Here is a 20,166-nt window from a genome sequence, read left to right as displayed (position 1 = left end):
TCGAACAGGTTGTGTCCTGGTTGCGACATTGGCTGTGGTGGGGAGGCGGTTAGGGTTGTTCGCGACGAGCGTTCGGATACAGGGGACAGCTGTCCACGGGGGGCGGTTGGCCGGGCGCGCGCCGAGGAGTTGGCCCATGGCCCGACCTGAGCGTCCGCTTCCGTCATATCCCGGTCCGGTTCGCGATTTCGCGGCTTCGTTGCGCGAGCTGCGCCAGCAGGCTGGTTCGCTGTCCTACCGTCAGATGGCGGTCGAGGCGCATTTCTCGCCGGCGCACCTGGCGCGGGCGGCGGACGGCCGGGCGCTGCCTCGCTGGGAGGTCGCCCAGGCCTATGTGCGAGCCTGCGGCGGCGACGTCGACGAGTGGCGTGTCCGCTGGGCGGCGGCGCGCCAGGCGGTACTGGCGAGGGCGCTCGAGGACGCCAACGGCCTGCCCGCCCCGGCACCGTGACGTCCTCGCGGCGCGGCGAGGACCTGGATCAGTGGCCGTCGACGCTGAAGTGCCAGGGTTCCGAGCCGTCGACCAACGGGTGCAGGCCGAAGCGCGGCGCGTTGGTCGCCAGCCAGAAGTAGGCGAGGGGCGTCGGGCTGCTGAAGTCGACCGCGAGGCCGAGTTCGTGGCGGGAGGTGCCCGGGATGGCGGTCGGCGGACTGCACGCGGCCGCTGGTTCTCGCCAGACCTGGTCGTCGGACGGCCCGCAGTTCTGTCGGCGCAGGGCGATCTGCACGCCGATGTCCCGGTAGCCCTGGCCGCACAGCGCCACTCCGGTGGGCCGCTCGGCGGCGAGGAGTCGCGCGAGGTCGGCCGCGATGGACACGGACACGACGATCGACCCGCCGCTCGGGCAGGCGACGGCACGCAGGTCGACGCTCCCGCCAGTCGTCGGCCCGGGCATGTCGGGTAGCGGCGTCTGGCCTTCTCCTGCCAGGCCACCCGGTGCCCTCGGATTCGGGGTCGGGGCGGCCGCGGCGGTGGTCGCAGGGATGACGAGGGCGCAGGCCACCAGGGCGCAGATCGCCGCGATGCCCGCGGCGAGCCGTCGGGGTCTCATCGGGTCCCTTCGACGCGGCATCGACTGGTTCGCCTACGTTGTCACGGACGTGCGTGCCGTCCGGTTCGAACCAAAAGGTATCGATGCCCGCCGTTGTTCTCTCCGAGGTCGCGGTGCCCCGCGACGGGAGCCGCACCATTGCCGGCGTGGCCGATCCGGCCGGGGTGGGGTGGCCGTGTTCCCCGGCGGTTGGCGGTCCCGTTACCTGGTGCTTGCTGTCCGGGCACGTTGCTGCCGCGCGAGTGAATCGGCCAAACGGGGCCGTAGGATCACGAATTGTGCCACGTGAGACGTTCGGTCTTGCATCAGACGCTTTGAGAATTTCCTTTTCGGGGCTCGGGGAGTGACGGCCGAGGCGGCCCGGCTGGCTGCGGCCCTGCCCGCTTACACGGTCGGCGAGGAGATCGGCGCAGGCGGATTCGGCCAGGTCTTCGCGGGCTGGCACAACAGCCTGCATCGCGATGTCGCCATCAAGGTGCTGGACGCTCGCGGGCGCGGCACAGCCATCGGCTCCGTCACCGAGGCGCGGATCCTCGCGAAGCTCGACCACCCGCACATCGTCAAGGTCTACGACTACCAGGAGGTCGATGATCTCCATCTGATCATCATGGAGAGGCTGGTGGGCGGCACCCTGAGCCGATACCGGGGACGGCTGAGCCAGCTGGATGCCTGTGCCGTCGGCGTCGCGGTCGCCGGCGCGCTCGCCTGCGCGCACGCGCACGACATCCTGCACCGCGACATCAAGCCGGACAACATCCTCTTCGACGGCAGCGGTGTGCTGAAGGTCGTCGACTTCGGGATCGCGAAGCTGGTCCGACACGCGCCAACCACCATGAGCGCGGTCGTCGGCACCCCGCTCTACATGCCTCCCGAACAGTTGGAGAAGCGGCCGCTCACTCCCGCCGCCGATGTGTACGCGCTCGGCGTGGTGCTCTACCAACTGCTCGCGGAGCCGCCTGACGGGCCGCGCGCGGACGGGCCGATGCGGATGTTGTGGCGGGAGCACGGGGAGAACCGGCTGCGCCTGCCGTCGCGGGTGCCCAGCCCGGTCGCCCGGGTCGTGCTGCGCGCCCTCGCCGCCGATCCCGCCGTGCGACCGCGGTCGGCGAGGGAGTTCGCGATCGAGCTGGCCCGGGCCGCCGCCCGCGGGTACGGACCGGGTTGGCCCGCGCGCGCTGACCTCGCGGTCCGCATCGACGATGACGATGTGCGCGACGCCGCGCAGGCACCCGTGGAGCCGCCCGCCTGGCCCGGCCCGCCGACCTCCGCGGTGACCAGCGGGGTGGGGCGCCGCGTGCAGGTGGCCGTGCCCGACCTCGCCGCGGCGCCGATCGAAGCCCCCGTGTTCGGCCCGCCCTCGGTTTCGCCCTGGTCCTCGTGCCTGCCCGCGGATTCCGGTCGCCGAGGCGCGTGGCACGGTGTCAGCGGCGAAGGAGCCAGCGATGCGGGGCTCGAGCCGAGCCCCGGGCGTCTGGCCGACGGGCCGCCTGCCCCGGCGCGGCCCGGCTCGTCCGAGCAGCCTGGCTCGTCCGAGCAGCCTGGTTCGTCCGAGCAGCCTGGTTCGTCCGAGCAGCCTGGCTCGTCCGGGCGGCCCGGATGGTCCAGGAAGCCCGGTCGTTGCGGCCGGCGGCGCCTCGTCCGGCTGTCCGTGGGAGCGGCTGCCGCCGCCATCCTGATCATCCTCTGTGTCTGCTACGGCGGCCGGGCCGGCGGCGGCGCCCCCGCCCTGTCCGCGCCGTTGACCGGTCATACCGACTGGGTGACGGCGCTGGCCTTCTCGCCGCGTGGGAACGTGCTCGCGAGCGGCGGCAAGGACGGCACGGTGCGGCTGTGGGACGTCAGGGACCCGGCCCGCGCCCGGCCGCTCGGTCCGCCGCTGCCCGGGCGCTCCGCCGGCGTGCTCGCCGTCCGGTTCTCGCCGGACGGGGATGTGCTGGCCAGCGGCAACTGGGACGGCTCGGTACGGCTGTGGGACGTGCGCAACCCGGCACGTCCGCGGCCGCTGGCGACGACCCTGCCCGCTGCCAGCGCGCCGGTGACGCTGCTCGCGTTCGTCTGGGGCGGGACGCTGGTCGATGGGAGCAAGGACGGCCGGCTGCGGCTGTGGGACGTCGCGGACCTCGCCCGGCCGCGCCTGCTCAGCACTCTCGCCGTCGGTCACACCGACATCGGCTGGACCCGGCCGATGATCGGCGTGGACGGCACGCTGCTCGCGAGCCCGGACGACGACGGGCCCGACCGCACGGTGCGGCTGTGGTCGACGATCCAGCCGAACGCCCCCCGCGAGCTCACCCGGGTCGTCACCGGTGCGTCCGGCAGCATCTACGCGCTGGCGATCTCCGCGGACCTGCGTACCCTCGCCGCCGGCGGCAAGGACACGACCGTGCGGCTGTGGGACGTGACCGACCCCTCCGCGCCGCGCCTGCTCGGCGCCCCGCTGACCGGGCACGGGAGCACCGTGTGGACGGTGGCGTTCTCGCCGGACGGGAACGAGCTGGCCAGCGGGAGCTTCGACAACACGGTGCGGTTGTGGGATCTCCGCGACCGCGCGCATCCTCGCCCGTTGGGGTCGCCGCTGCGCGGACACACGGACTTCGTCGAGGTTGTGGCGTTCTCCCCGGATGGGCGGGTCCTGGCGAGCGGTGGGAAGGACGCCACGGTGCGGCTGTGGGCCGTGCCGGCTGCCGCCGCGGACCGGTAGCGCTGATCGACCGCCGGCGCGACGCCGACCGCGTCCGGCGCCAGGTCCACGCCTGCTGCCAGGCCTGATCGCGCGATGGGCGGACCGTTGCGACCGGGTCTCGGGCGATGCGCGCGTCGTGGACCTCCATCGAGCCGTCGAAGGTTTCGCCGCCGCCGGAATTCGGCGAAGAGGTGGTAGCCGCATCGTGTTGGTGGTTGGTGGTCGTTCTCCCCCGTATGGCGCCTGCGTGCTGGTGTTGTTCGTGATGTACGTATCCAGGGGGGAGGGGCATCCGCGGCCGGGCCGCGGCTGGATGAATGAGGCTGTTGATGCGGGTGTTGCTGGTCGAGGACGATCACGGCGTAGGCGGGGCGATCAGGGACGTGCTGGGTGCGCGGGGGCATGCGGTCGAGTGGGTCACCCGGGGAGCGGACGCGCTGTTGCGCCACCGGGGCGCCGACCTGCTGCTGCTCGATCTCGGCCTGCCGGACATCGGCGGTCTGGAGGTGCTGCGCAGGCTGCGCCGACTCGCCGCGACCCCGGTCCTCATCCTCACCGCGCAGGGCACCCACGAGCGTGACGTCGTGCGCGGCCTGCGTCTCGGCGCGGACGACTATCTGCTCAAGCCGGTGCGGATGGACGAACTGCTGGCCCGGATGGAGGCGGTGCTGCGCCGCACCGCCCGGCGGGACGCCGACGGCCCCGCCCCGAGCCGGGTCCAGATCAACGACATCGCCATCGACCTGGACACCCATCTCGTCACCGTCGCCGGCGAGGAGGTGGTGCTGACCAGGATCGAGTTCGAGATCCTGGCGGTCCTCGCCCGCAAGGCGGGCACGGCGGTGAGCCGGGAGCAGCTGCTCGACGAGGTGTGGGGCGACGCGTACGTGGCGGTGTCGCGGACCTTCGACGTGCACCTGTCGAAGCTGCGCAAGAAGCTGGGCCAGCCGAGCCCGCTGCACAACATCCGCGGCTTCGGCTACCGGCTGGGCGACTGAGGTGCGTAGACGGCTGCTGATCGTGCTGTTCGCGGCCGGCCTCGCCGCGCTCGCCGCGTTCGCCGTCCCGCTGCTGTACACCACGTCGGCGGAACGCACCGACCGGTTCGTCAGCCGGCGAAACGCGGACATGAACCGCTTCGCCGAACTCGCCATGACGGGCTCCGACCAGCTCGAACCCGAGGTCGACGCGCACGCCGACCTGTACGGCGACGCCGTCACCGTCGTGGACGCCGCCGGCCGGCCGCTGGTGCGCCGCGGTGACCTCGGGGGCCAGGCCGCCGCCGAGGTCGACCTGGCGATCGACGCGGCGCTGCGCAACCAGCGGCAGGCCAGCGTCCCGGACATCCGGCCGTGGTCCGCGGGACGGGTGGTGTTCGCCCGCCCGGTCGGGGACGGCGTCGAGGTGTCCGGCGCGGTGGTGCTGCTGTCCAGCCAGCGGCAGGCGGCCTCGGACGTGGGCCGGGTCTGGGGGCATGTCCTGCTCGGCGTACTCGCCTTCGCGGTGCTGTTCGCGACGGTGATGCTGGTGCTGGTCCGCTGGGTGCTGCGGCCGATCACCCAGCTGGAGCACGGCCTGCGCGCGGTCGGGGAGGGGGTGCTCGCCGCGCACGTGCCCCCGAGGCAGGGTCCGAGCGAGGTGCGCACGCTGCTCGCCTCGTTCAACCGGATGTCCGCCGCGGTCGCCGAGTCCGCCCGCCGCCAGCGGGCCCTGATCGACGACACGTCCCACCAGCTGCGCAATCCGCTGATGGCGATGCGGCTGCGGATGGACATGCTCGACGGCTGGCTGCCGGACGGGGCGCGGGACACGTACACCTCCATGGTCACCGAGGCCGGGCGGTTGCAGGTGCTGCTGGACGGCATGCGGGCGCTGGCCGTCGCGGACGCGGCCGCCACCGAGCTCGCCGCCCGCCCGCCCCGGCCTCGTGCGACGCGAGCGCGACGGTGCGGGAACGCATCGAGTTCTGGCGGCCCGCCGCGGTGAGCCGCGGGGTGAGCCTGGTCGACCGGGTTCCGCTCGACTCGGTCCCACTGCGCTGTACCGACGTGGATCTGGAGCAGATCGTGGACGTGCTGCTGGACAACGCCATCAAGTACGCGCCGGGGAGCATGGTGACGGTCACCGTCGAGGCCCGCTGGCCGAACGGGCGCGGGCGGGTCACGGTCGCCGACGACGGCGCGGGCGTGCCGGAGTCGGAGCTGCCGCATCTGACCGAGCGTTTCCGCCGCGGCCGGCAGGACGTCGCGGGTTCCGGGCTGGGCCTGGCGATCGCGGAGCGGCTGGCGACCAATCACGGTGGCCGGCTGATCTTCGTCACCCAGGTTCCGCACGGACTGGCGGTGGCCGTGGACCTGCCCACGGCGGAAGGCGCGCGCCCTCCGGCGCTGGGCTTCGGCGGGTCGTTGGCGGACTCGGTGCGGGCGGACACGTCGCCGACGATCGTGCTGCCGAGCCTGCTGCGCCGTCGCCGCCGTCGCTCACCCGGCGACGACGCCGCGTCCGAGGCGGCAGGCCGACCGGTGGATCGACCTGTGGATCGACCTGTGGACCGTGCTGGTGCCCTCGGGGACGCGTTGTGAGGCTGTCGCGGCGCGCGGTGCTGCTCGGCGCCGGTGCGGCTGCGCTCGGCGTGGCCGTTGACGGGGTCACCTCCTCCTGCTCGTCCCACGACCGGACGGTGTCGATCGCGGCGGGTGAACCGGACGGCTTCTACATCGAGTTCGCGAATCTGCTGCGGCCGTTCCTGCACGCCCGGGTGGTGCCGACGCTGGGCAGCGTGCAGAACATCCGGGCTGTCGACAGCGGCTCGGCGGATCTCGGGCTCGCCCTGGCCGATTCCCTCGACGCGGCCCGCACGGGCGCGCCCGCTTTCGGCCCCGCCGTCACCCTCTACGCGCTGGGACGGGTGTACGAGAACTACATGCAGCTGGTCGTGCGGGCGGACAGCCCGGTGCGGACGGTGACGGATCTGGCTGGCCGATCGGTCTCACTGGGCGCCAACGGCTCGGGGGCGGCGCTGTTCGGCGAGCGGCTGTTCGCCACGGCGGGCGTCGTTCTCGGCCAGTACCGACACCTTTCGCTGAAGGACGCCGTCGGGGCGCTGCGTGACAACCTGATCGACGCGATGCTGTGGTCCGGTGGCGTGCCCACCGAGGTGCTCGCGGAAGCCGACCGGGCCTGGGGTATCCGCCTGATCGAGCTCGGCGGCTTGGTGCCGGAGCTGCGCCAGCGGTTCGGTCGGTACTACAACGAGATCGCCCTGCCGGCGGGCATCTACCGGTCGGCCGATGCCGTGCGGACCGTCGGCGTGCCGAACCTGCTGGTCACCGGTACGCACACGTCGGACGACACCATCCGGGAGACGGTCCGCGTGCTGGTGGAGCACGCCGGCCAGCTCGTGCCGAGACAGGCTCGGGGCACGCAGTACCTCGACGTCGGTAACCTGATCAACACCGGGCCACTGCCGCTGCACCCCGCGGCCGCGGACGCCTACCGGGAGCTGCGCGGCTGAGACGCCCATCAGCGGGTCCGGCGGTTGAACATCAGGCCTGCGCCGGCGGCCGACACGGCGATGATGCCGAGGCTCCAGAGCACCGCATGCCACGCGTCGCTGCCGGCGGTACCGCCGGTCAGCTCGGCGCGGACCGTCTCGATGACGGTGTTCACCGGCTGGTTGGCGGCGAATCCCCGCAACCAGCCGGGCATCGTGTCGATCGGGACGAACGCGCTGCTCGGGTAGGCCAGGAAGCTGATGAAGAAGGTGAACCCGTTGGCCGCCTCGGGGGAGCCGGCGAGGATGCCGATCGTCGCCGACAGCCAGGACAGCGCCAGCACGAACAGCGCGAGCACTCCGACGGCCACCAGCCATCCCCGCACCCCGGCGGACGAGCGGAAGCCGATCGCGAACGCAACCCCGAACACGATCGCGGTGGACACCAGATTGCGCGCCACGCTGGCGACCACATGCCCGCACAGCAGGGTGGCGCCCGACACGTCCATCGAGCGGAACCTGTCGATGACGCCGGTGGACAGGTCGTGGGAGACGACGACCGCCGTCTGCGCCGCCCCGAACCCGGCGCAGATCAGCAGAACGCCCGGTACCACGTAGTCGACGTATGCGACACCGGTGCGCAGCGCCCCACCGAACAGGTAGACGAACATCAACATCAGCATGATCGGCAGCGCCAGCGCCATGATCAGGCCGTCCACCGAGCGGATCGACAACCGTAGCCCGCGGCCGATCATCGTGCCCACCTCGCCAGCCGTGCCGGCCAGGGAGGGGCGGGACGGCGGGCGGGCGATGCGCGGTTCGAGGACCAGCTCAGACACGAGCGCTCTCCTTGGTGGTGGTGCCGGGCTCGTCGGGAGTGGCGGCCGGGTGACCGGTGAGGACGAGGAAGACGTCGTCGAGGGTCGTGCCGTGCAGGTCGAAGTGGGCGACGCCGTCGCGGTCGGCGTCGATCTCGTCGAGGAGCGCGCGGACCTGGGCGGCCGTACCGTCGGTGGCGATGCCAAGGGTGCGACGCTGGGCATCCACGGCCAGGGCGCGCGGGCCGAGGCCAGTGACGATCGCCGTGAACGCCTCGGGGCCGACAGTGGTGGCCAGTTCGACGTCGAGGCGCTGCCCGCCCACCGACTCCTTGAGCATGCGCGCGGTTCCCTCGGCGACGAGCCGGCCGCCGTCGAGGAGCGCGATCCGATCCGCCAGCTTGTCCGCCTCTTCCAGGTACTGCGTGGTGAGGAAGATGGTCACGCCACTGGCGGCCAGGTCGGCGACGGTCGCCCACACGGCCGCCCGGCTGCGGGGATCGAGCCCGGTCGTCGGCTCGTCGAGAAAGAGGATCTCGGGCTCGCCGGCAAGGCTCACGGCCAGATCCAACCGGCGGCGCATCCCGTCCGAGTAGGTGGCGACGCGGCGCCGGGCGGCGCTCGCCAGATCGAAGCGCTCCAGCAGCTCGGCCGTGCGGCGGCGAGCCTCCCGGGCCGACAGCCGCAGCAGCCGGCACATCATCCGGAGGTTCTCCTCGCCCGTCTGCATCTCGTCGAGCGCCGCGTACTGGCCGGTCAGGCTGATGCGCCGGCGCACCTCGCGGCGCTGCGCGACGACGTCGTACCCGGCGACCCGCGCCGACCCGGCGTCCGGGCGGGTCAGCGTCGACAGGATCCGCACGGTGGTGGTCTTCGCGACCGCCATCGTCGCCCTGTTCGGCGTCGTCGCGGCGGCGAGCCGCCTGGCCCGCCGGCCCGCCCTGGCCCTGCTGCGGGAGCTCTGACCGAGGACCGCCCGGCTGTGGCGGAGCGCCGGCCAGCCGGACGGGATCAGGCGAGGATGTCGTGCAGCCGGCCCGGGACTAGGCCGGCCGCGCGCAGGTTCGCGACGATCCGGGGAAACGCGCGGACCGTGCCCGGATACCCGAAGTGCAGGCTCACGATCGAGCCGGGCAGCACCCCGGCCCGCACCCGGGCGACAACGGCATCCGCGCCGGGCGACGTGTAGTCGAGCGGGTCGACGTCAAAACCAACTACGGTGCGGTACCCGGCGGCACCTGCCTCAGCGAGGATCAACGGCGTGGCGTCGCCGCCGGACGGCCGGAAGTAGCGGCCCTGCGTCGGCGCGAGCCGCGCCAGGACCTCACGGCAGCCGACGATCTCGGCCGCTATCCGGTCAGCCGGCAACATCGCCAATGTCGGATGCGTGTAGGTGTGGTTCGCCAGCTCGTTGCCGCAGGCGAGGATGACCCGGACAAGCTCCTCATGCCCCGCCAGCCAGGCGCCGACCGCGAACACCGTGATCGGGGCGGACAGGCCGGCGGCGTCGGCGAGGAGCTGGTGCGCGAGCGCGAGGTCCTGCCCCGCCTGGTGCGGACCGAGATGAAAGGTGAGTGCCACCTGGCGCCGGTCTCGCGGGCCATGCGAGACCGCCACCGCGGGGCTGCCCGCACGCGATGGCGGCCCGGTCGAGTCGTCGCCCGGTGGCGTGGTCGGCCGGGACCGCACCGGCGTCTCTTGGGCGGGCGGCCCTGAGTCGGCCGCCGGAGGGGCACGGTCCGGCCTCGGGGTGGAGCATGCCGCCAGCGCGGTGGCCGCCGTGCCGGCGAGGAGGACCCTGCGGCTCAACCACGGGTGCTCTTCGCTCGACGCCACCGTGCCCCCTCGTCGACGGCCCGGCGCCGGCCGGCCGAGCCTCGCCAGCCTGCCCCCGGCCTCATGTGAGGACGATGTGCCGGCTCAGCGCCCGGCGCCGGGGATCGGATGCCGCCGGCCCAGGTGACGAGCACGGACGGTCCTCACATGCGGGTCCACGCAGACTTTCGGTCCAGGAACCGCCATGACGACAACGGCGACCGGCCACGCGGGCGTCAGGGGGGCCGCCGATGCGCGCGACGCCTGACGGGTCGATGCGCCCACCTGCCGCGCGGCCGGACAGGTACGGAAGGACCCGCCTGCTGGTCGCCGCCTCGTCAGGAGTCGCGCTGATCGCACTGACGGTCGCCGTCTTCCTTCGGGGCGGGACACCGACCGCGTTCGACCTGAGCCTGCATCGATGGCTCGTCGACCACCGAGGTCCCGCGTTGTCCGACGCCGCGGTCGCGGTGTCGGACACGGACACCGGCGTCTGCGCCTATGTTCTCGCCGCGATGGGCGGTGCCGCGGCGGTGGCGCGCCGGCCCCGGTAGTGGCTGGGTGGCGTCGTCGGAGCGGCGGCGCTGGCCGTGGGCCAGCTGATCCGGGCCGCCTTCGCGTACGCGGGCGGCAGGGCGCGGCCCGCCAGACCGATCCGACGACCAGCCTTGATCGCGCGACAATTCCCGGATAAGACATGAATTCCGAACGGGCGAATTCCTAAAATTATTCGTTCACATCTTGCTAACATTTTTTCACGCCTACGGTTCACCCGCGGGTGCAGATGATGTCAGCCGGTCCCTGGGGATTATTATGCACCGGGAACATGGCACCCGAAAAGGACATCGATCGCACCGTCACCGGGAGGCTCCATGACGAAAATGGACGCAGCGGACGACGTCGTCGACGCGGGAAGATATGTGGTGAAAAAACTGCCGGAAATCACGGCGATATTCTGGGTGATGAAGATCGCCGCGACGACGCTCGGGGAGACCGCCGGCGACCTGCTGGCACAGACGCTCCGCCTCGGATATTTCGTGACGACGGTGCTGCTCGTCCTCGTCTTCGTCGGCACGCTCGCCGTCCAGCTGAGGTCCAGGGCATACAACCCGCTGTTCTACTGGACGGTCATTCTCTCGACCAGCACGGCCGGCACCACCATCTCCGACTTCATGAACCGCGACGCCAGCGACAAGTATCTCGCCAAGGGCACCGAATCGCTGGGCTGGGGGCCACAGGGCCTCGGCCTGGGCTATCCGGCCGGCGCGGCCATCCTCATCTCCCTGCTGATCGCCGTCTTCATCGTGTGGCGGCGCACCGGGCTGACCTTCGCCATCCGCGACATCGACTCCCTCCCCGGTGAGAGCCTCTTCTGGTCGGCCATTCTGGTGTCGAACACCCTGGGAACCTCCATGGGTGACTTCCTCTCGGACAGCTCCGGCCTCGGCTACGCGGGAAGCGCGACGCTCATTCTCGGCCTCCTCGGCGTGCTGCTGGCGCTCAGGTACGCCCCGGCGGTGTCGAACGTGCTGCTGTTCTGGCTCGCGTTCGTGCTCACCCGCCCGCTCGGCGCCACCGTCGGCGACCTCCTGACGAAGCCGGCGGCCAAGGGCGGGCTCGCCCTCGGCACGCTCGGGTCGTCCGCGGTCCTGCTCGCGCTCCTGCTCGGCCTCATCGGGCTCGCCCACGCGCAGGAGCGCCGCCGAGTGAGCGCCGCCACGGCGAACCCGGCGCCGATCAGCGTCGTCTGACACCTCGTCTCGACGGGTACCGCCGCCGGGCCGGCCCGCCGTCGACGCGACCGGCCCTACGCGCCGCTCGGATCCGGCTCGCAGCCGTCCGCCGCGGTCGCCTGGTCGAGCCGCGGAATGGGGATGGCGAAGACCATCGCGACCGCCGTCGTCACCGTGGTGCTTGCCGGTGCGTCGAGCACCAGCACCGCGGAGCTGGAGGTCGCGCCGCCGTAGCGGGCCGCGATCTGGGTGTTGGCCGTGTACGCCGACTCGCGCACGTGGTTGGTCGACTGCAATCGGCTCGACACCGTCGGAGCGACAACACGCCGACCACGGTGATTCCGTCAGCCGCCCAAGGACGTAGACAGCGCGGTCAGCGCCTGCTTCTCGGTGGCGGGGTCGGGGTTGGATGCCCGCAGTGCGGTCAGGGCGTCGTCGATCCGGCCGTCGAGGAACGTCCAGGCGTTGCTGTCCAGAGGCTTGAGCTTGGACTGATCGTCGTCCCAGGTCGTCTCGAGATCCTTGATCCGGGCCGTGGCGCCGTTCTGGTCGCCCGCGTTCACCTTCTTGAGCGTGTCGTCGGCGATCGTCTTGAGGCTGGCTACATCGGCCGCTGGGAAGTGGGCGACTGCCTGGGCGGGTGTGAGCTGGATGTTGTTGGAGGCCGATCCGCCGCCCTCCTCCGCGGCGAGCGCAGACGTGTGCGGGATCTGTGAGGTGTGGTGGAGCAGGAGCCCGGCCGCGATCGCGGCCACGACGTAGAGGCTGAGGGCGAGTCGCTCTCTGCTGGGGCCCGCGCCGTGGACGTCGGTGTCCGGGGCCTCCGACTCGGGGATGACGTCCGCCTTCGACCAGGTGAGGTAGAGGACGGTGGCTCCGATGGCGACGAGGAAGATCACACTGGTGAGAGCGGTGCCGAGGCCCAGGCCCTGCTCGGACTTCGGGGTCGCGAACCAGTCGCCGATGTTGGCGCCCAGCGGCCGGGTGAGGATGTAGGCCAACCAGAAGGCGAGCACCGGCTGCCCGCCGAGCCGCCAGGCGACGACGACGATGGCGATGAGGGCGGCCGGGAGCAGGACCGACTTGCCAGGGCCCCAGCCGCTGAGTTCGAGGGTCCAGTCGCCGGCGGCCGTGCCGAGTGCGAAGGTCACCAGGACCGCGAGCCAGTAGAACGCCTCGCGGGGCGTCGAGGTGATGCTGTGGATCGACAGGGTGCGCTCGCGCGCGTACCAGATGCCGAAGACGATCGCCAGGAGGACAGCGAACACCGTGGTGCTCACCTTCAGCGGAACGCCCTGGCTGTCCGTGAGGATGTCGGTGTAGAGCGTGCCGGTGATACTCACGACCACGACGGTGAGCCAGTAGGCCAACGGCACGTATCGGCGGAGTCGCATCTGCACGAAGAGCGCCGCGGCCAGCACAGCGGTGAAGATGAGCGCCGTGTTGGTGAGGCCGACGCCGAGCGTCGTGTTGATCCAGTCGGCGAAGCTCTCGCCGACGGTCGTACACAGGATCTTGATCACCCAGAACCAGATCGTGATCTCGGGGACCTTGTTCAGCATCGCGCGCGCCTGGGAGGAGGGTGGGCGCTCGGTCAGTTCGGTAGTCATGTGCGGCAGCATCGCGAAGTGATCCTGCAATCAACCTGTACGAGTGTCGGCCCGGGCTCCGGAACCAGCTGGGCGCGCAGGGCCGTGAAGATGGAGAAGTGCACCGGAAGGGTCGCGTCCCACTTCCCTGAACCATTCGGTACCAAGCACCCAGCTCCGGATCGGCCTCGGCAGGCGCAGCAGCAGGGCGAGCGTCCGGATCGTGTTGCCGCCTTCGGCCTGAGCGCCGTGCGCTCTGAGCGCCCCGAAGTCTCGTATTCCGTATCAACTCGAGGGTGTGGCGGGTCAGCGCGGCGTCGTTGTCTGCCAGCAGTCCCTCGTGCCGATGACGGATGAAGGACGCCACTCCCGACGCCGCGTGCGCGACGACGGGCAGGCCGACCGTGCGGGCCTCGAGCGCTGCGATGCCGAATGACTCTCGGTGGGCCGGCGCGACGAAGATGGCCGAGCTGGCCATGGCCGCGCGCACCTTCCGTCCGCGATGCGGCTCCGATGACCGCGGCCCACCTCCCCGGCCGGCGCTCGCCATCCGGCCTGCTCGGCGGGCATGCCGATACTGGCGTCAAGGTTGCGTGCAGGTTCTGCTTGTCACCATCCGGACCGGACATGAAGGGTCGCAGTACTGACGGAGGAAGCGATGATCACGATCGGGGTCTGCGAGGACCAGGAGTCCATCCGGACGATCCTGGTCCGAGGGCTACGCCAGGCTGGCTACGAGGTCGTCGTCGCCCACGATGGCCGCGAGGCGCTCCGCCAGTTCAGCCCGGACAACAACATCAGCGTGATCATCATGGACATCGGCCTGCCGGACGCCGACGGCCGCGATGTCGTCCAGGCGCTCAAGTCGGCCGGGCAGCATGCTCCCGTCCTCTTCCTGACCGCGCTCGAGGCGACGCACGAGCATCTCGCTGGCTTCGCCGCCGGCGCGGACGATTACGTCACCAAGCCGTTCGAGCTCAAGGTGCTTCTGGCACGCCTCGAGGTTCTGGCACGCCGTGGACCTGCCAGCGCCCTCAGCGCCGGCGGCCTTGTCCTCGACCCGATCACGCACTCGGCCCGGACCGCGGCGGGACAGGTTCGTCTCAGCCCCACCGAGTTCCGCATACTGGCGGCGATCACCGCTCGGCCGCACGAAGTGGTGCGCAGAAGGAGCGTCATCGCCGCGGCGTGGCCCGACGGAGCGATCATCAGCGACAACACCGTCGACTCCTTCATCCGCCGCCTGCGCAGCAAGCTCGAGTCGATCGACTCGCCGACTGGCATCGAGACGATTCGAGCCGTCGGATTCACGATGACGAGGAAGGAGGGCTAGGCCAACGGTGGCGAACTGGGCCTCACGGGTCGTGACCTGGCGGCGGGAGTGGCGCGACCGGCTGAGTCTGCGGGTACAGCTCGTGACGATCACGGCCATCCTCGCCAGCGCCGTCGCCGCCGGTCTGGTGATCGTCGTCCAGATCTCCCTCGCCGGCGCCGCGAAAAGCACCACCGAGCGGGTGCTGAACGACCACGGCAACGCTCTGGTAAGCAGCATCCGCGCGCCATCACCCGACAGTGCCCTGAACGTGCCGCAATCCCAGCTCGGCCCTGGCGTCGCGGTCTATGACAAGGCGGGGGCACGCGTCGCCGGAACCGTTCCGCCGTCGATGCAGGAGGACTTCAAGGAACTTTCCGTAACCACCAGGATGCGTACCATCGAAGGTGGTGAACACTTCGCCATCATGGCCCTGCCGTTCACGACGTCGTCGCAGGTGCAGGGGGTGGTGGTCCTCACTGAGCCCCTCGCTCCCTACGAGCGGAACGAGCAGGCAGCGATGGTGGTCTCCATCGTCGCCGGCGCACTGCTCGTCCTCATGGCCGCCGGCTCGGCGGCGTGGATCAGCAGACGGGTGCTGAGCCCGGTCGAGCAGATGGCGCGTACGGCAGACGAGTGGAGCGAGCACGACCTTGAGCGCCGGTTCGCACTCGGAGCGCCGACCAACGAGATCCGCGCGCTCGGCAGCACCCTGGACGCGCTTCTGGACAAGGTCGCCTCCGTCATCAGAGCCGAGCAGCGTCTCACCTCGGAGCTGGCCCACGAGCTGCGGACGCCGCTGACCACCATCCACGGAGCCGCGGAGCTGCTCGCGCTACGCACCGATCTGGACAAGCAGGCGCGCGAGGACGTCGCGCTCATCAAGAATGCCAGCGCGTCGATGTCCAACACGATCAGTGTGCTGCTGGACCTTGCGCGCCGCCACAGCCAGGCGTTTCACAACGACCGTACGCAGCTGGACGATCTGGCGGTCGAACTCAGGGGCCTGTCAACGCCCGGCAGCCACCTGAACGTCGACCTGCCCCCGGCACTTTCGATCAACGTTCCCGAGGTACTCGCCATCCGCGCGCTCGCTCCCATCCTGGACAACGCGCTCAAGGTCTCCGATCGCGCCTGGGTCAGCGCGCGCGCCGACGGCCGAAGCGTCGCCCTGCTCGTGGCCGACAGCGGCCCCGGGGTGCCCGACCAGTGGGTGGACACGTTGTTCCAACCTGGCTGGAGCGGAAACGGGGGCTCTGGCCTCGGCCTCTCGCTCGCCCGGCGGGTGGCGCGCAGCGGCGGAGGCGACGTCTCGCTCGTCGAGCAGCACAACCAGTACGGCGGCGCCACCTTCGCCGTCACGTTCCCGGGCTGCCGCGCCGCCCGTGCCTAGCGCCAGCTCCACGGCCCGCGCGTCGCGCCGCCCGACGAGCAGCGGTTCGCCGGCGGGCGGGGCGGTCAGTCGGCCCCGCGGCGCGCGATCTCCCCGGGTTCCCGGCCCGCGACCAGCCAGCCGCCAGCCGCGGCGGCCAGGGGCATGCCGACGAGGAGCAGCAGCGGGTAGATCAGCGGGATCAGGCCGAACACGGCGAGGTCGTGCCGGCACACCGCCACCAGTCCAAGCCCCGCGCCCACGGTCCCGAGCACCGTCCCACTCGACCAGCCCGTCGCGCTCCAGCCGCGCCACCGTCGTGTACACCTGCCAGACGTTGAGCGGCCAGACCTCGCCCGTCCTCGCCTCGAATTCCTGGCGCAACTGGAGGCCTTACTTGGGGCCCTCGCTCGGCAGAGCCAACAGGGCATGTCGCACGCTCACGAGCCACCGCCCTTCACGGATCGCCTAATATCATACCCGGTATACTCGCAAGGTTCGAAACCCCCGCCGGCCGCGGAGGAGAGCCCAGCGACACCTGGCATGACACGCCCAGGGCACCTGAGACCGCCCTTGCGGCCACATGGCCTTCACATCTCGGCGCAGTAGCCTGCGGTCATGCGCGGGATATACGTGTTCACGGTGCCGTCAATACTGCAGCCGACCTGACGAGAACCTCACCGCAAGGGCGGGCACGGCCCGCCGCCGAAGGCGCATCCGTCAAGGCGTGACACCCACCGGAAAGACCGCGCGCGGCCGCCGCGACATGGGCTGCGCGCACCGCCAGGCGTTAGCTGAAAGCCCCGAAAAAGGACGAGGACATCGATGACACGATCAGCCAGAACCAGGGGGCGCCACGCTGTCACACGCCTCGCTCCCAAGGTTCCCGAGATCACCATCATGTTCTGGATCATCAAGGTCCTCACGACGGGGATGGGTGAGGCCGCGTCGGACTTCCTCGCCAACCGCAGTGTCCCGCTGGCGGGCGGGGTGGGCCTCGTCGGATTCATCGTGGCGATGTGGCTCCAGCTGCGCACCCGCCGCTATGTCACCGCCGTCTACTGGTTCGCGGTGGCGATGGTCGCGGTCTTCGGCACGATGGCGGCCGACGGCGTCCACCGTGTCCTGGGCGTCCCCTACCCGGCCACGACCGTGTTCTACGCCGCCGCACTCGCCGCGATCTTCTACCTGTGGCACCGCGACGAGCGGTCGCTGTCGATCCACAGCATCGTCACCCGACGGCGCGAGATCTACTACTGGTCCGCCGTTCTCGCCACCTTCGCCCTCGGCACGGCCGCCGGAGATCTCACCGCTTTCACCCTGCACCTGGGCTATCTCGCATCGATCGCATTCTTCGGTGTCGCGATCCTGATTCCCGCGGTCGCCTACCGGGTCCGAATCATGAATACGGTCGGAGCGTTCTGGTTCGCGTACGTGCTCACCCGGCCACTCGGCGCGTCGATCGCCGACTACCTCGGCAAGGAACCCGACAAGCACGGCCTCGGCTACGGCGACGGGACCGTCACCGTGGTCGCCACGGTGGTGATCCTGATCCTCGTCGGCTACGTCGCCTGGACCGGCACCGACGTCCAGCAACAGCCGGAGGACGGGGAACCAGGACCGCGGCCACACCAGGAGCGGGCCTCCGTACCCACCCAGTACGGCGCCCCCTACCGCGGCCCGGTGGGCCGGCCGGCGGAGCCGCCGGACCGATGACCGGCCGCCGGGCCCCTCGCCGCGACGGCCCGGCCCTGACCGCGGGAAGGACGAGAAGGCGCACCGTGGCCAGCTCCTGATGGTCGAGGACGACGTGACCATCGGTGCCGTCCACGAGACGGTTCTCCGCACACATCGCCACGACGTGACGCGCGCCGCAACCGGCTTCGAAGCGGTGCAAGCCATCAGGCAGGCCGCGTTCGATCTCGCCCTGCTTGATCCGCGGCTGCCGGACAGGGACGGCATCGAGGCCTGCCGGGACATCCGAGCCCGCCTTCCCGGCAGCCGACGCCTACGACACCGCCGTCAACCAGCTCATCCACCACGCCGGACTCGCAGCCTGACCCGCATGCCCAAAACTTGACTCATCCTTCGCGGCTTCGCCCGCCCAAGCCCTCTAGTCACCAACCAGCCACCCACCCGACCCTCAGCGCGGTGCCGCGGCCCACGCGGACTCTGACCGCCGCAGCCTGCATGTGGTCACAATCACACGGCGGCCCGCCGGGTCAGACCTACCTGGGTCCGGTCATAGCGGGCACTCCTACAACGCCACTGATGTTGAGCGACGGCCGGTGGTGAAGTTCGCCCCCGTACGCTGGTGGGCAACTTTCCACGACTTTCACCGTGATCGGATCGGCCTGTCGGCTAACACGGACATGAGAACAGAGGCGTATTCCATCAACATCGATTCGAGAACAGCGGCAAACGGTGGCACGGAATCAGCGATATTTCCGGGCCGCCCGATCGCCTTCCGTCGGGCACTTACCCGCGGCGCTGGCTGGATCCGTGTGCGTACGAAACCGACGTTGGGCTGGGTCGCACTGATCGCGAGTTGCTATCTGCTCAGCGAGACAGGTGAGTATCTGCGGATCCCGGCCGCGCAACTCGTCGTGTCCATGTTCGTCGGGGGCGCGCTCGCGCTCAGCGGCGTCGCGCGGCGGCGGATGCCGGCCAGGGTCGGTCGCGCCTCACAGGCGATCGTGGGTGTGCTGATGGGCTCCTACCTGGCCCCGTCGGCCCTCGGCGCGATCACCGGACGAGCGCTCCCCCTCGTCGGTGTGACTGTGGCATCCATTGCAATCTGCGTCGCGGTGGCCGCCGTGCTCACCCGCCGCACGCGGACGAACGGCGTGGACACCACCCTCGGGCTCATGCCGGGCGGCTCGGCCGCGATCGTCGCCTACGCGAAGGACATCGGCGCGGACTCTCGATTCGTCGCGTTCGCGCAGTATCTGCGGGTCGGTGTGGTCGCCCTGTCAGCGCCCTTGATCATAGTCGGCCTGGGCGGGAACCCGGGATCCTCCCATCCCGGACGGTTCCCCTCGTTCAGCCATCTTGTCGCCTCCTCCCACCAGGCGACCGGCCTAGCGATGCTGACCTCGACAGGCCTGCTCGGAGTCTGGCTGGCAAGGCGACTCAGGCTTCCCGCTCCGGCGCTCCTGGGACCGATGTTTCTCACCGCCGCGATCCTGTGGACGAACCTTACGGGAGGATTCGCGCCAGCCGGCTCGCTCCGGGACATCGCCTTCGTCCTGGTCGGGCTCGAGGTCGGGCTACGTTTCGATCTCGCCTCCGTCCGCCACCTGAGGAGCATGCTTCCCTACCTGCTCGCAGCGAGCGTGATGGTGTGCCTGGCCTGCGCCGGACTGGCTTGGGCACTGGCGGTGCTGGTCGGCATGCCCTTCATCGACTCATACTTGGCGACCACCCCGGGTGGGATCAACGCCGTCCTCGCGACGGCCGCCTCCAGCCACGCGAACCTGCCCGTCATCGCCGGCGTGCAGAGCATTCGCCTGCTCCTGGTCATCGGTCTCACCGCCCCCCTCATCCAGGCGGGAAACCGCTGGCGAGCCCTTCGAGCCAGACGAACGGCCATGCCGGTTGGGTCTGTCACATCGAGCGCAACGCGAGGAATGCCCAGCCCCCGGCTCCACTCCTGAAACCGGGGGCGCGGCTTCGCCTTGGGCGGATCGCCGTCCAGACTGGCCGCCGTGAGGCGCGGGCCGGCGAGCTAGGCACGGCGGAGCACATCTCCGAGCTGTACGAGGGTCTGCCGGCCGAGGAGCACGTGATAGCAGGTCTCGGTGTTGTCCGGGTCGACAGCCTGTGGGCTGATCTTCAGGTCGACCAGTTCGCCGCCGCCGTTCACGGTCGCGGTCACCAGGCCACCGCCCGCGCTGCCCTCGACCCGAGCCTCGGCGAGCTCCCGCTGCGCGTCGATCATCGCGGCCTGCATCTTCTGCGTCTGCTCGAAGAGCGCCCCGAAGCCTCCGGCCGCGTCGCCGCCGAGCCCGCCGATCGGCTCCCCGGGATTCGGCATGGCCATGGCCCTCAGTCGGTGGCGGGCGCATTCGCGTCCGCCACCGACTGAGGGCGCCTGTCTGTGGCAGCGGCTGAGCGCTGCCACAGTCAGTGGGTGGGTGGAAGTTCCGTCAGGGCTTGCTGGGCCAGCCTGAGATGGGTACGCAGGGTCGGTAGGTTGTGGCGGGCGAAGGCTTTGACGTCTGGGTTTGTCCCAGTCCGGGTCTCCTGGACCGTCGCGCCGATGACCTTGCGGTGATCGGCGATCTCGAAGGTGAGGAA

At 70.8% G+C, this 20,166-nt stretch carries 22 protein-coding genes and 1 pseudogene; 13 read left to right on the top strand and 10 right to left on the bottom strand.

Annotation, left to right across the window (positions count from 1 at the left end):
- Positions 1-136: 136 nt before the first annotated feature.
- Positions 137-451, top strand: coding sequence for a helix-turn-helix domain-containing protein (locus C1A33_RS23275; RefSeq protein ID WP_101833480.1), 315 nt, complete (start codon positions 137-139; stop codon positions 449-451).
- 28 nt (positions 452-479) lie between these two features.
- Here C1A33_RS23275 and C1A33_RS23270 read toward each other — a convergent pair whose 3' ends face one another.
- Complete coding sequence (locus C1A33_RS23270; protein WP_165818552.1) at positions 480-1,052, bottom strand: M15 family metallopeptidase; 573 nt, start codon at positions 1,050-1,052, stop codon at positions 480-482.
- A 343-nt stretch (positions 1,053-1,395) separates the two neighbouring features.
- On the opposite strand from C1A33_RS23270, the gene C1A33_RS23265 reads away from it, so the two are divergent.
- The 5 genes from C1A33_RS23265 (at position 1,396) to C1A33_RS23250 (ending at position 7,249) form a co-directional block, all read left to right on the top strand.
- The gene (locus C1A33_RS23265; RefSeq protein ID WP_101833479.1) at positions 1,396-3,753 is read left to right on the top strand and encodes a WD40 repeat domain-containing serine/threonine protein kinase; all 2,358 of its coding nucleotides are present in this window, start codon (positions 1,396-1,398) and stop codon (positions 3,751-3,753) included.
- Between the two features lie 311 nt (positions 3,754-4,064).
- The gene (locus tag C1A33_RS23260) at positions 4,065-4,733 is read left to right on the top strand and encodes a response regulator transcription factor (protein ID WP_101833478.1); all 669 of its coding nucleotides are present in this window, start codon (positions 4,065-4,067) and stop codon (positions 4,731-4,733) included.
- Between the two features lies 1 nt (position 4,734).
- Entirely contained in the window at positions 4,735-5,721 is a 987-nt protein-coding gene (locus C1A33_RS37010) for a HAMP domain-containing protein (RefSeq protein WP_243407866.1), read from the top strand.
- Positions 5,682-6,317: a sensor histidine kinase gene (locus C1A33_RS37005; RefSeq protein WP_243407865.1), complete on the top strand. Its 636-nt coding sequence runs from the start codon at positions 5,682-5,684 to the stop codon at positions 6,315-6,317. Before C1A33_RS37010 ends, C1A33_RS37005 begins: the two co-directional genes overlap by 40 nt.
- Complete coding sequence (locus C1A33_RS23250) at positions 6,314-7,249, top strand: TAXI family TRAP transporter solute-binding subunit (RefSeq protein ID WP_101833477.1); 936 nt, start codon at positions 6,314-6,316, stop codon at positions 7,247-7,249. The genes C1A33_RS37005 and C1A33_RS23250 overlap by 4 nt, the downstream gene beginning before the upstream one ends.
- An 8-nt stretch (positions 7,250-7,257) precedes the next feature.
- Here C1A33_RS23250 and C1A33_RS23245 read toward each other — a convergent pair whose 3' ends face one another.
- From C1A33_RS23245 to C1A33_RS23235, 3 genes are all read right to left on the bottom strand, one after another.
- Positions 7,258-8,067: an ABC transporter permease gene (locus C1A33_RS23245; protein ID WP_243407864.1), complete on the bottom strand. Its 810-nt coding sequence runs from the start codon at positions 8,065-8,067 to the stop codon at positions 7,258-7,260.
- The gene (locus tag C1A33_RS23240; RefSeq protein WP_279354691.1) at positions 8,060-8,908 is read right to left on the bottom strand and encodes an ATP-binding cassette domain-containing protein; all 849 of its coding nucleotides are present in this window, start codon (positions 8,906-8,908) and stop codon (positions 8,060-8,062) included. The genes C1A33_RS23245 and C1A33_RS23240 overlap by 8 nt, the downstream gene beginning before the upstream one ends.
- Positions 8,909-9,057: 149 nt before the next feature.
- On the bottom strand, positions 9,058-9,663 hold the full coding sequence (locus tag C1A33_RS23235) for a polysaccharide deacetylase family protein (RefSeq protein ID WP_279354690.1): 606 nt from the start codon (positions 9,661-9,663) through the stop codon (positions 9,058-9,060).
- 449 nt (positions 9,664-10,112) lie between these two features.
- Between C1A33_RS23235 and C1A33_RS23230 the strand changes: the two genes are divergently transcribed.
- Both C1A33_RS23230 and C1A33_RS23225 read left to right on the top strand, forming a co-directional pair.
- On the top strand, positions 10,113-10,415 hold the full coding sequence (locus C1A33_RS23230) for a hypothetical protein (RefSeq protein ID WP_133150798.1): 303 nt from the start codon (positions 10,113-10,115) through the stop codon (positions 10,413-10,415).
- Between the two features lie 318 nt (positions 10,416-10,733).
- Complete coding sequence (locus C1A33_RS23225; RefSeq protein ID WP_101833474.1) at positions 10,734-11,612, top strand: COG4705 family protein; 879 nt, start codon at positions 10,734-10,736, stop codon at positions 11,610-11,612.
- Between the two features lie 56 nt (positions 11,613-11,668).
- Here the strand turns inward: C1A33_RS23225 and C1A33_RS23220 are convergent, their stop codons facing one another.
- The 3 genes and pseudogenes from C1A33_RS23220 to C1A33_RS38125 form a co-directional block, all read right to left on the bottom strand.
- Entirely contained in the window at positions 11,669-11,902 is a 234-nt protein-coding gene (locus C1A33_RS23220) for a hypothetical protein (protein ID WP_133150797.1), read from the bottom strand.
- Between the two features lie 36 nt (positions 11,903-11,938).
- Positions 11,939-13,204, bottom strand: coding sequence for a COG4705 family protein (locus tag C1A33_RS23215; protein ID WP_243407862.1), 1,266 nt, complete (start codon positions 13,202-13,204; stop codon positions 11,939-11,941).
- 256 nt (positions 13,205-13,460) lie between these two features.
- A pseudogene (locus tag C1A33_RS38125) lies at positions 13,461-13,733 on the bottom strand (glycosyltransferase); the annotation flags it as partial.
- Positions 13,734-13,841: 108 nt separating this feature from the next.
- Between C1A33_RS38125 and C1A33_RS23200 the strand changes: the two are divergent.
- On the top strand, positions 13,842-14,516 hold the full coding sequence (locus C1A33_RS23200; RefSeq protein ID WP_101833472.1) for a response regulator transcription factor: 675 nt from the start codon (positions 13,842-13,844) through the stop codon (positions 14,514-14,516).
- An 82-nt stretch (positions 14,517-14,598) separates the two neighbouring features.
- Entirely contained in the window at positions 14,599-15,888 is a 1,290-nt protein-coding gene (locus C1A33_RS23195; RefSeq protein WP_243407861.1) for a sensor histidine kinase, read from the top strand.
- Between the two features lie 65 nt (positions 15,889-15,953).
- Here the strand turns inward: C1A33_RS23195 and C1A33_RS23190 are convergent, their stop codons facing one another.
- Positions 15,954-16,142: a hypothetical protein gene (locus C1A33_RS23190; protein ID WP_207770453.1), complete on the bottom strand. Its 189-nt coding sequence runs from the start codon at positions 16,140-16,142 to the stop codon at positions 15,954-15,956.
- 550 nt (positions 16,143-16,692) lie between these two features.
- Here C1A33_RS23190 and C1A33_RS23180 point away from each other — a divergent pair.
- The 3 genes from C1A33_RS23180 to C1A33_RS23170 all read left to right on the top strand — a co-directional run bounded on the left by C1A33_RS23180 (position 16,693) and on the right by C1A33_RS23170 (position 19,523).
- Entirely contained in the window at positions 16,693-17,583 is an 891-nt protein-coding gene (locus C1A33_RS23180) for a COG4705 family protein (RefSeq protein ID WP_101833471.1), read from the top strand.
- Positions 17,584-17,662: 79 nt separating this feature from the next.
- Positions 17,663-17,947, top strand: coding sequence for a response regulator (locus C1A33_RS23175; RefSeq protein WP_101833470.1), 285 nt, complete (start codon positions 17,663-17,665; stop codon positions 17,945-17,947).
- Between the two features lie 208 nt (positions 17,948-18,155).
- Positions 18,156-19,523, top strand: a complete 1,368-nt coding sequence (locus C1A33_RS23170; protein ID WP_243407860.1) for an AbrB family transcriptional regulator — start codon at positions 18,156-18,158, stop codon at positions 19,521-19,523.
- Positions 19,524-19,594: 71 nt separating this feature from the next.
- On the opposite strand, the gene C1A33_RS23165 is transcribed toward C1A33_RS23170, so the two are convergent.
- Entirely contained in the window at positions 19,595-19,903 is a 309-nt protein-coding gene (locus C1A33_RS23165) for a YbaB/EbfC family nucleoid-associated protein (RefSeq protein WP_423748128.1), read from the bottom strand.
- A gap of 89 nt (positions 19,904-19,992) precedes the next feature.
- The coding region (locus C1A33_RS38115; protein WP_115538006.1) for a DUF4142 domain-containing protein at positions 19,993-20,166 on the bottom strand (174 nt) is incomplete at its 5' end.

The sequence above is a fragment of the Frankia canadensis genome, from assembly GCF_900197875.1.
In the GTDB taxonomy this organism is placed as follows: Bacteria; Actinomycetota; Actinomycetes; order Frankiales; family Frankiaceae; genus Frankia; species Frankia canadensis.
This window is presented reverse-complemented; position numbering and strand designations above follow the sequence as displayed.

What these genes read in the sequence shown, in the direction of transcription:
- C1A33_RS23260 (WP_101833478.1), top strand. Translation starts at nt 4,065, where the DNA reads ATGCGGGTGTTGCTGGTCGAGGACGATCACGGCGTAGGCGGGGCGATC.
- C1A33_RS23165 (WP_423748128.1), bottom strand. Translation starts at nt 19,903, where the DNA reads ATGCCGAATCCCGGGGAGCCGATCGGCGGGCTCGGCGGCGACGCGGCC.
- C1A33_RS23275 (WP_101833480.1), top strand. Translation starts at nt 137, where the DNA reads ATGGCCCGACCTGAGCGTCCGCTTCCGTCATATCCCGGTCCGGTTCGC.
- C1A33_RS23175 (WP_101833470.1), top strand. Translation starts at nt 17,663, where the DNA reads ATGGTCGAGGACGACGTGACCATCGGTGCCGTCCACGAGACGGTTCTC.
- C1A33_RS23180 (WP_101833471.1), top strand. Translation starts at nt 16,693, where the DNA reads ATGACACGATCAGCCAGAACCAGGGGGCGCCACGCTGTCACACGCCTC.
- C1A33_RS23215 (WP_243407862.1), bottom strand. Translation starts at nt 13,204, where the DNA reads ATGACTACCGAACTGACCGAGCGCCCACCCTCCTCCCAGGCGCGCGCG.
- C1A33_RS23200 (WP_101833472.1), top strand. Translation starts at nt 13,842, where the DNA reads ATGATCACGATCGGGGTCTGCGAGGACCAGGAGTCCATCCGGACGATC.
- C1A33_RS23225 (WP_101833474.1), top strand. Translation starts at nt 10,734, where the DNA reads ATGACGAAAATGGACGCAGCGGACGACGTCGTCGACGCGGGAAGATAT.
- C1A33_RS23230 (WP_133150798.1), top strand. Translation starts at nt 10,113, where the DNA reads ATGCGCGCGACGCCTGACGGGTCGATGCGCCCACCTGCCGCGCGGCCG.
- C1A33_RS23270 (WP_165818552.1), bottom strand. Translation starts at nt 1,052, where the DNA reads ATGAGACCCCGACGGCTCGCCGCGGGCATCGCGGCGATCTGCGCCCTG.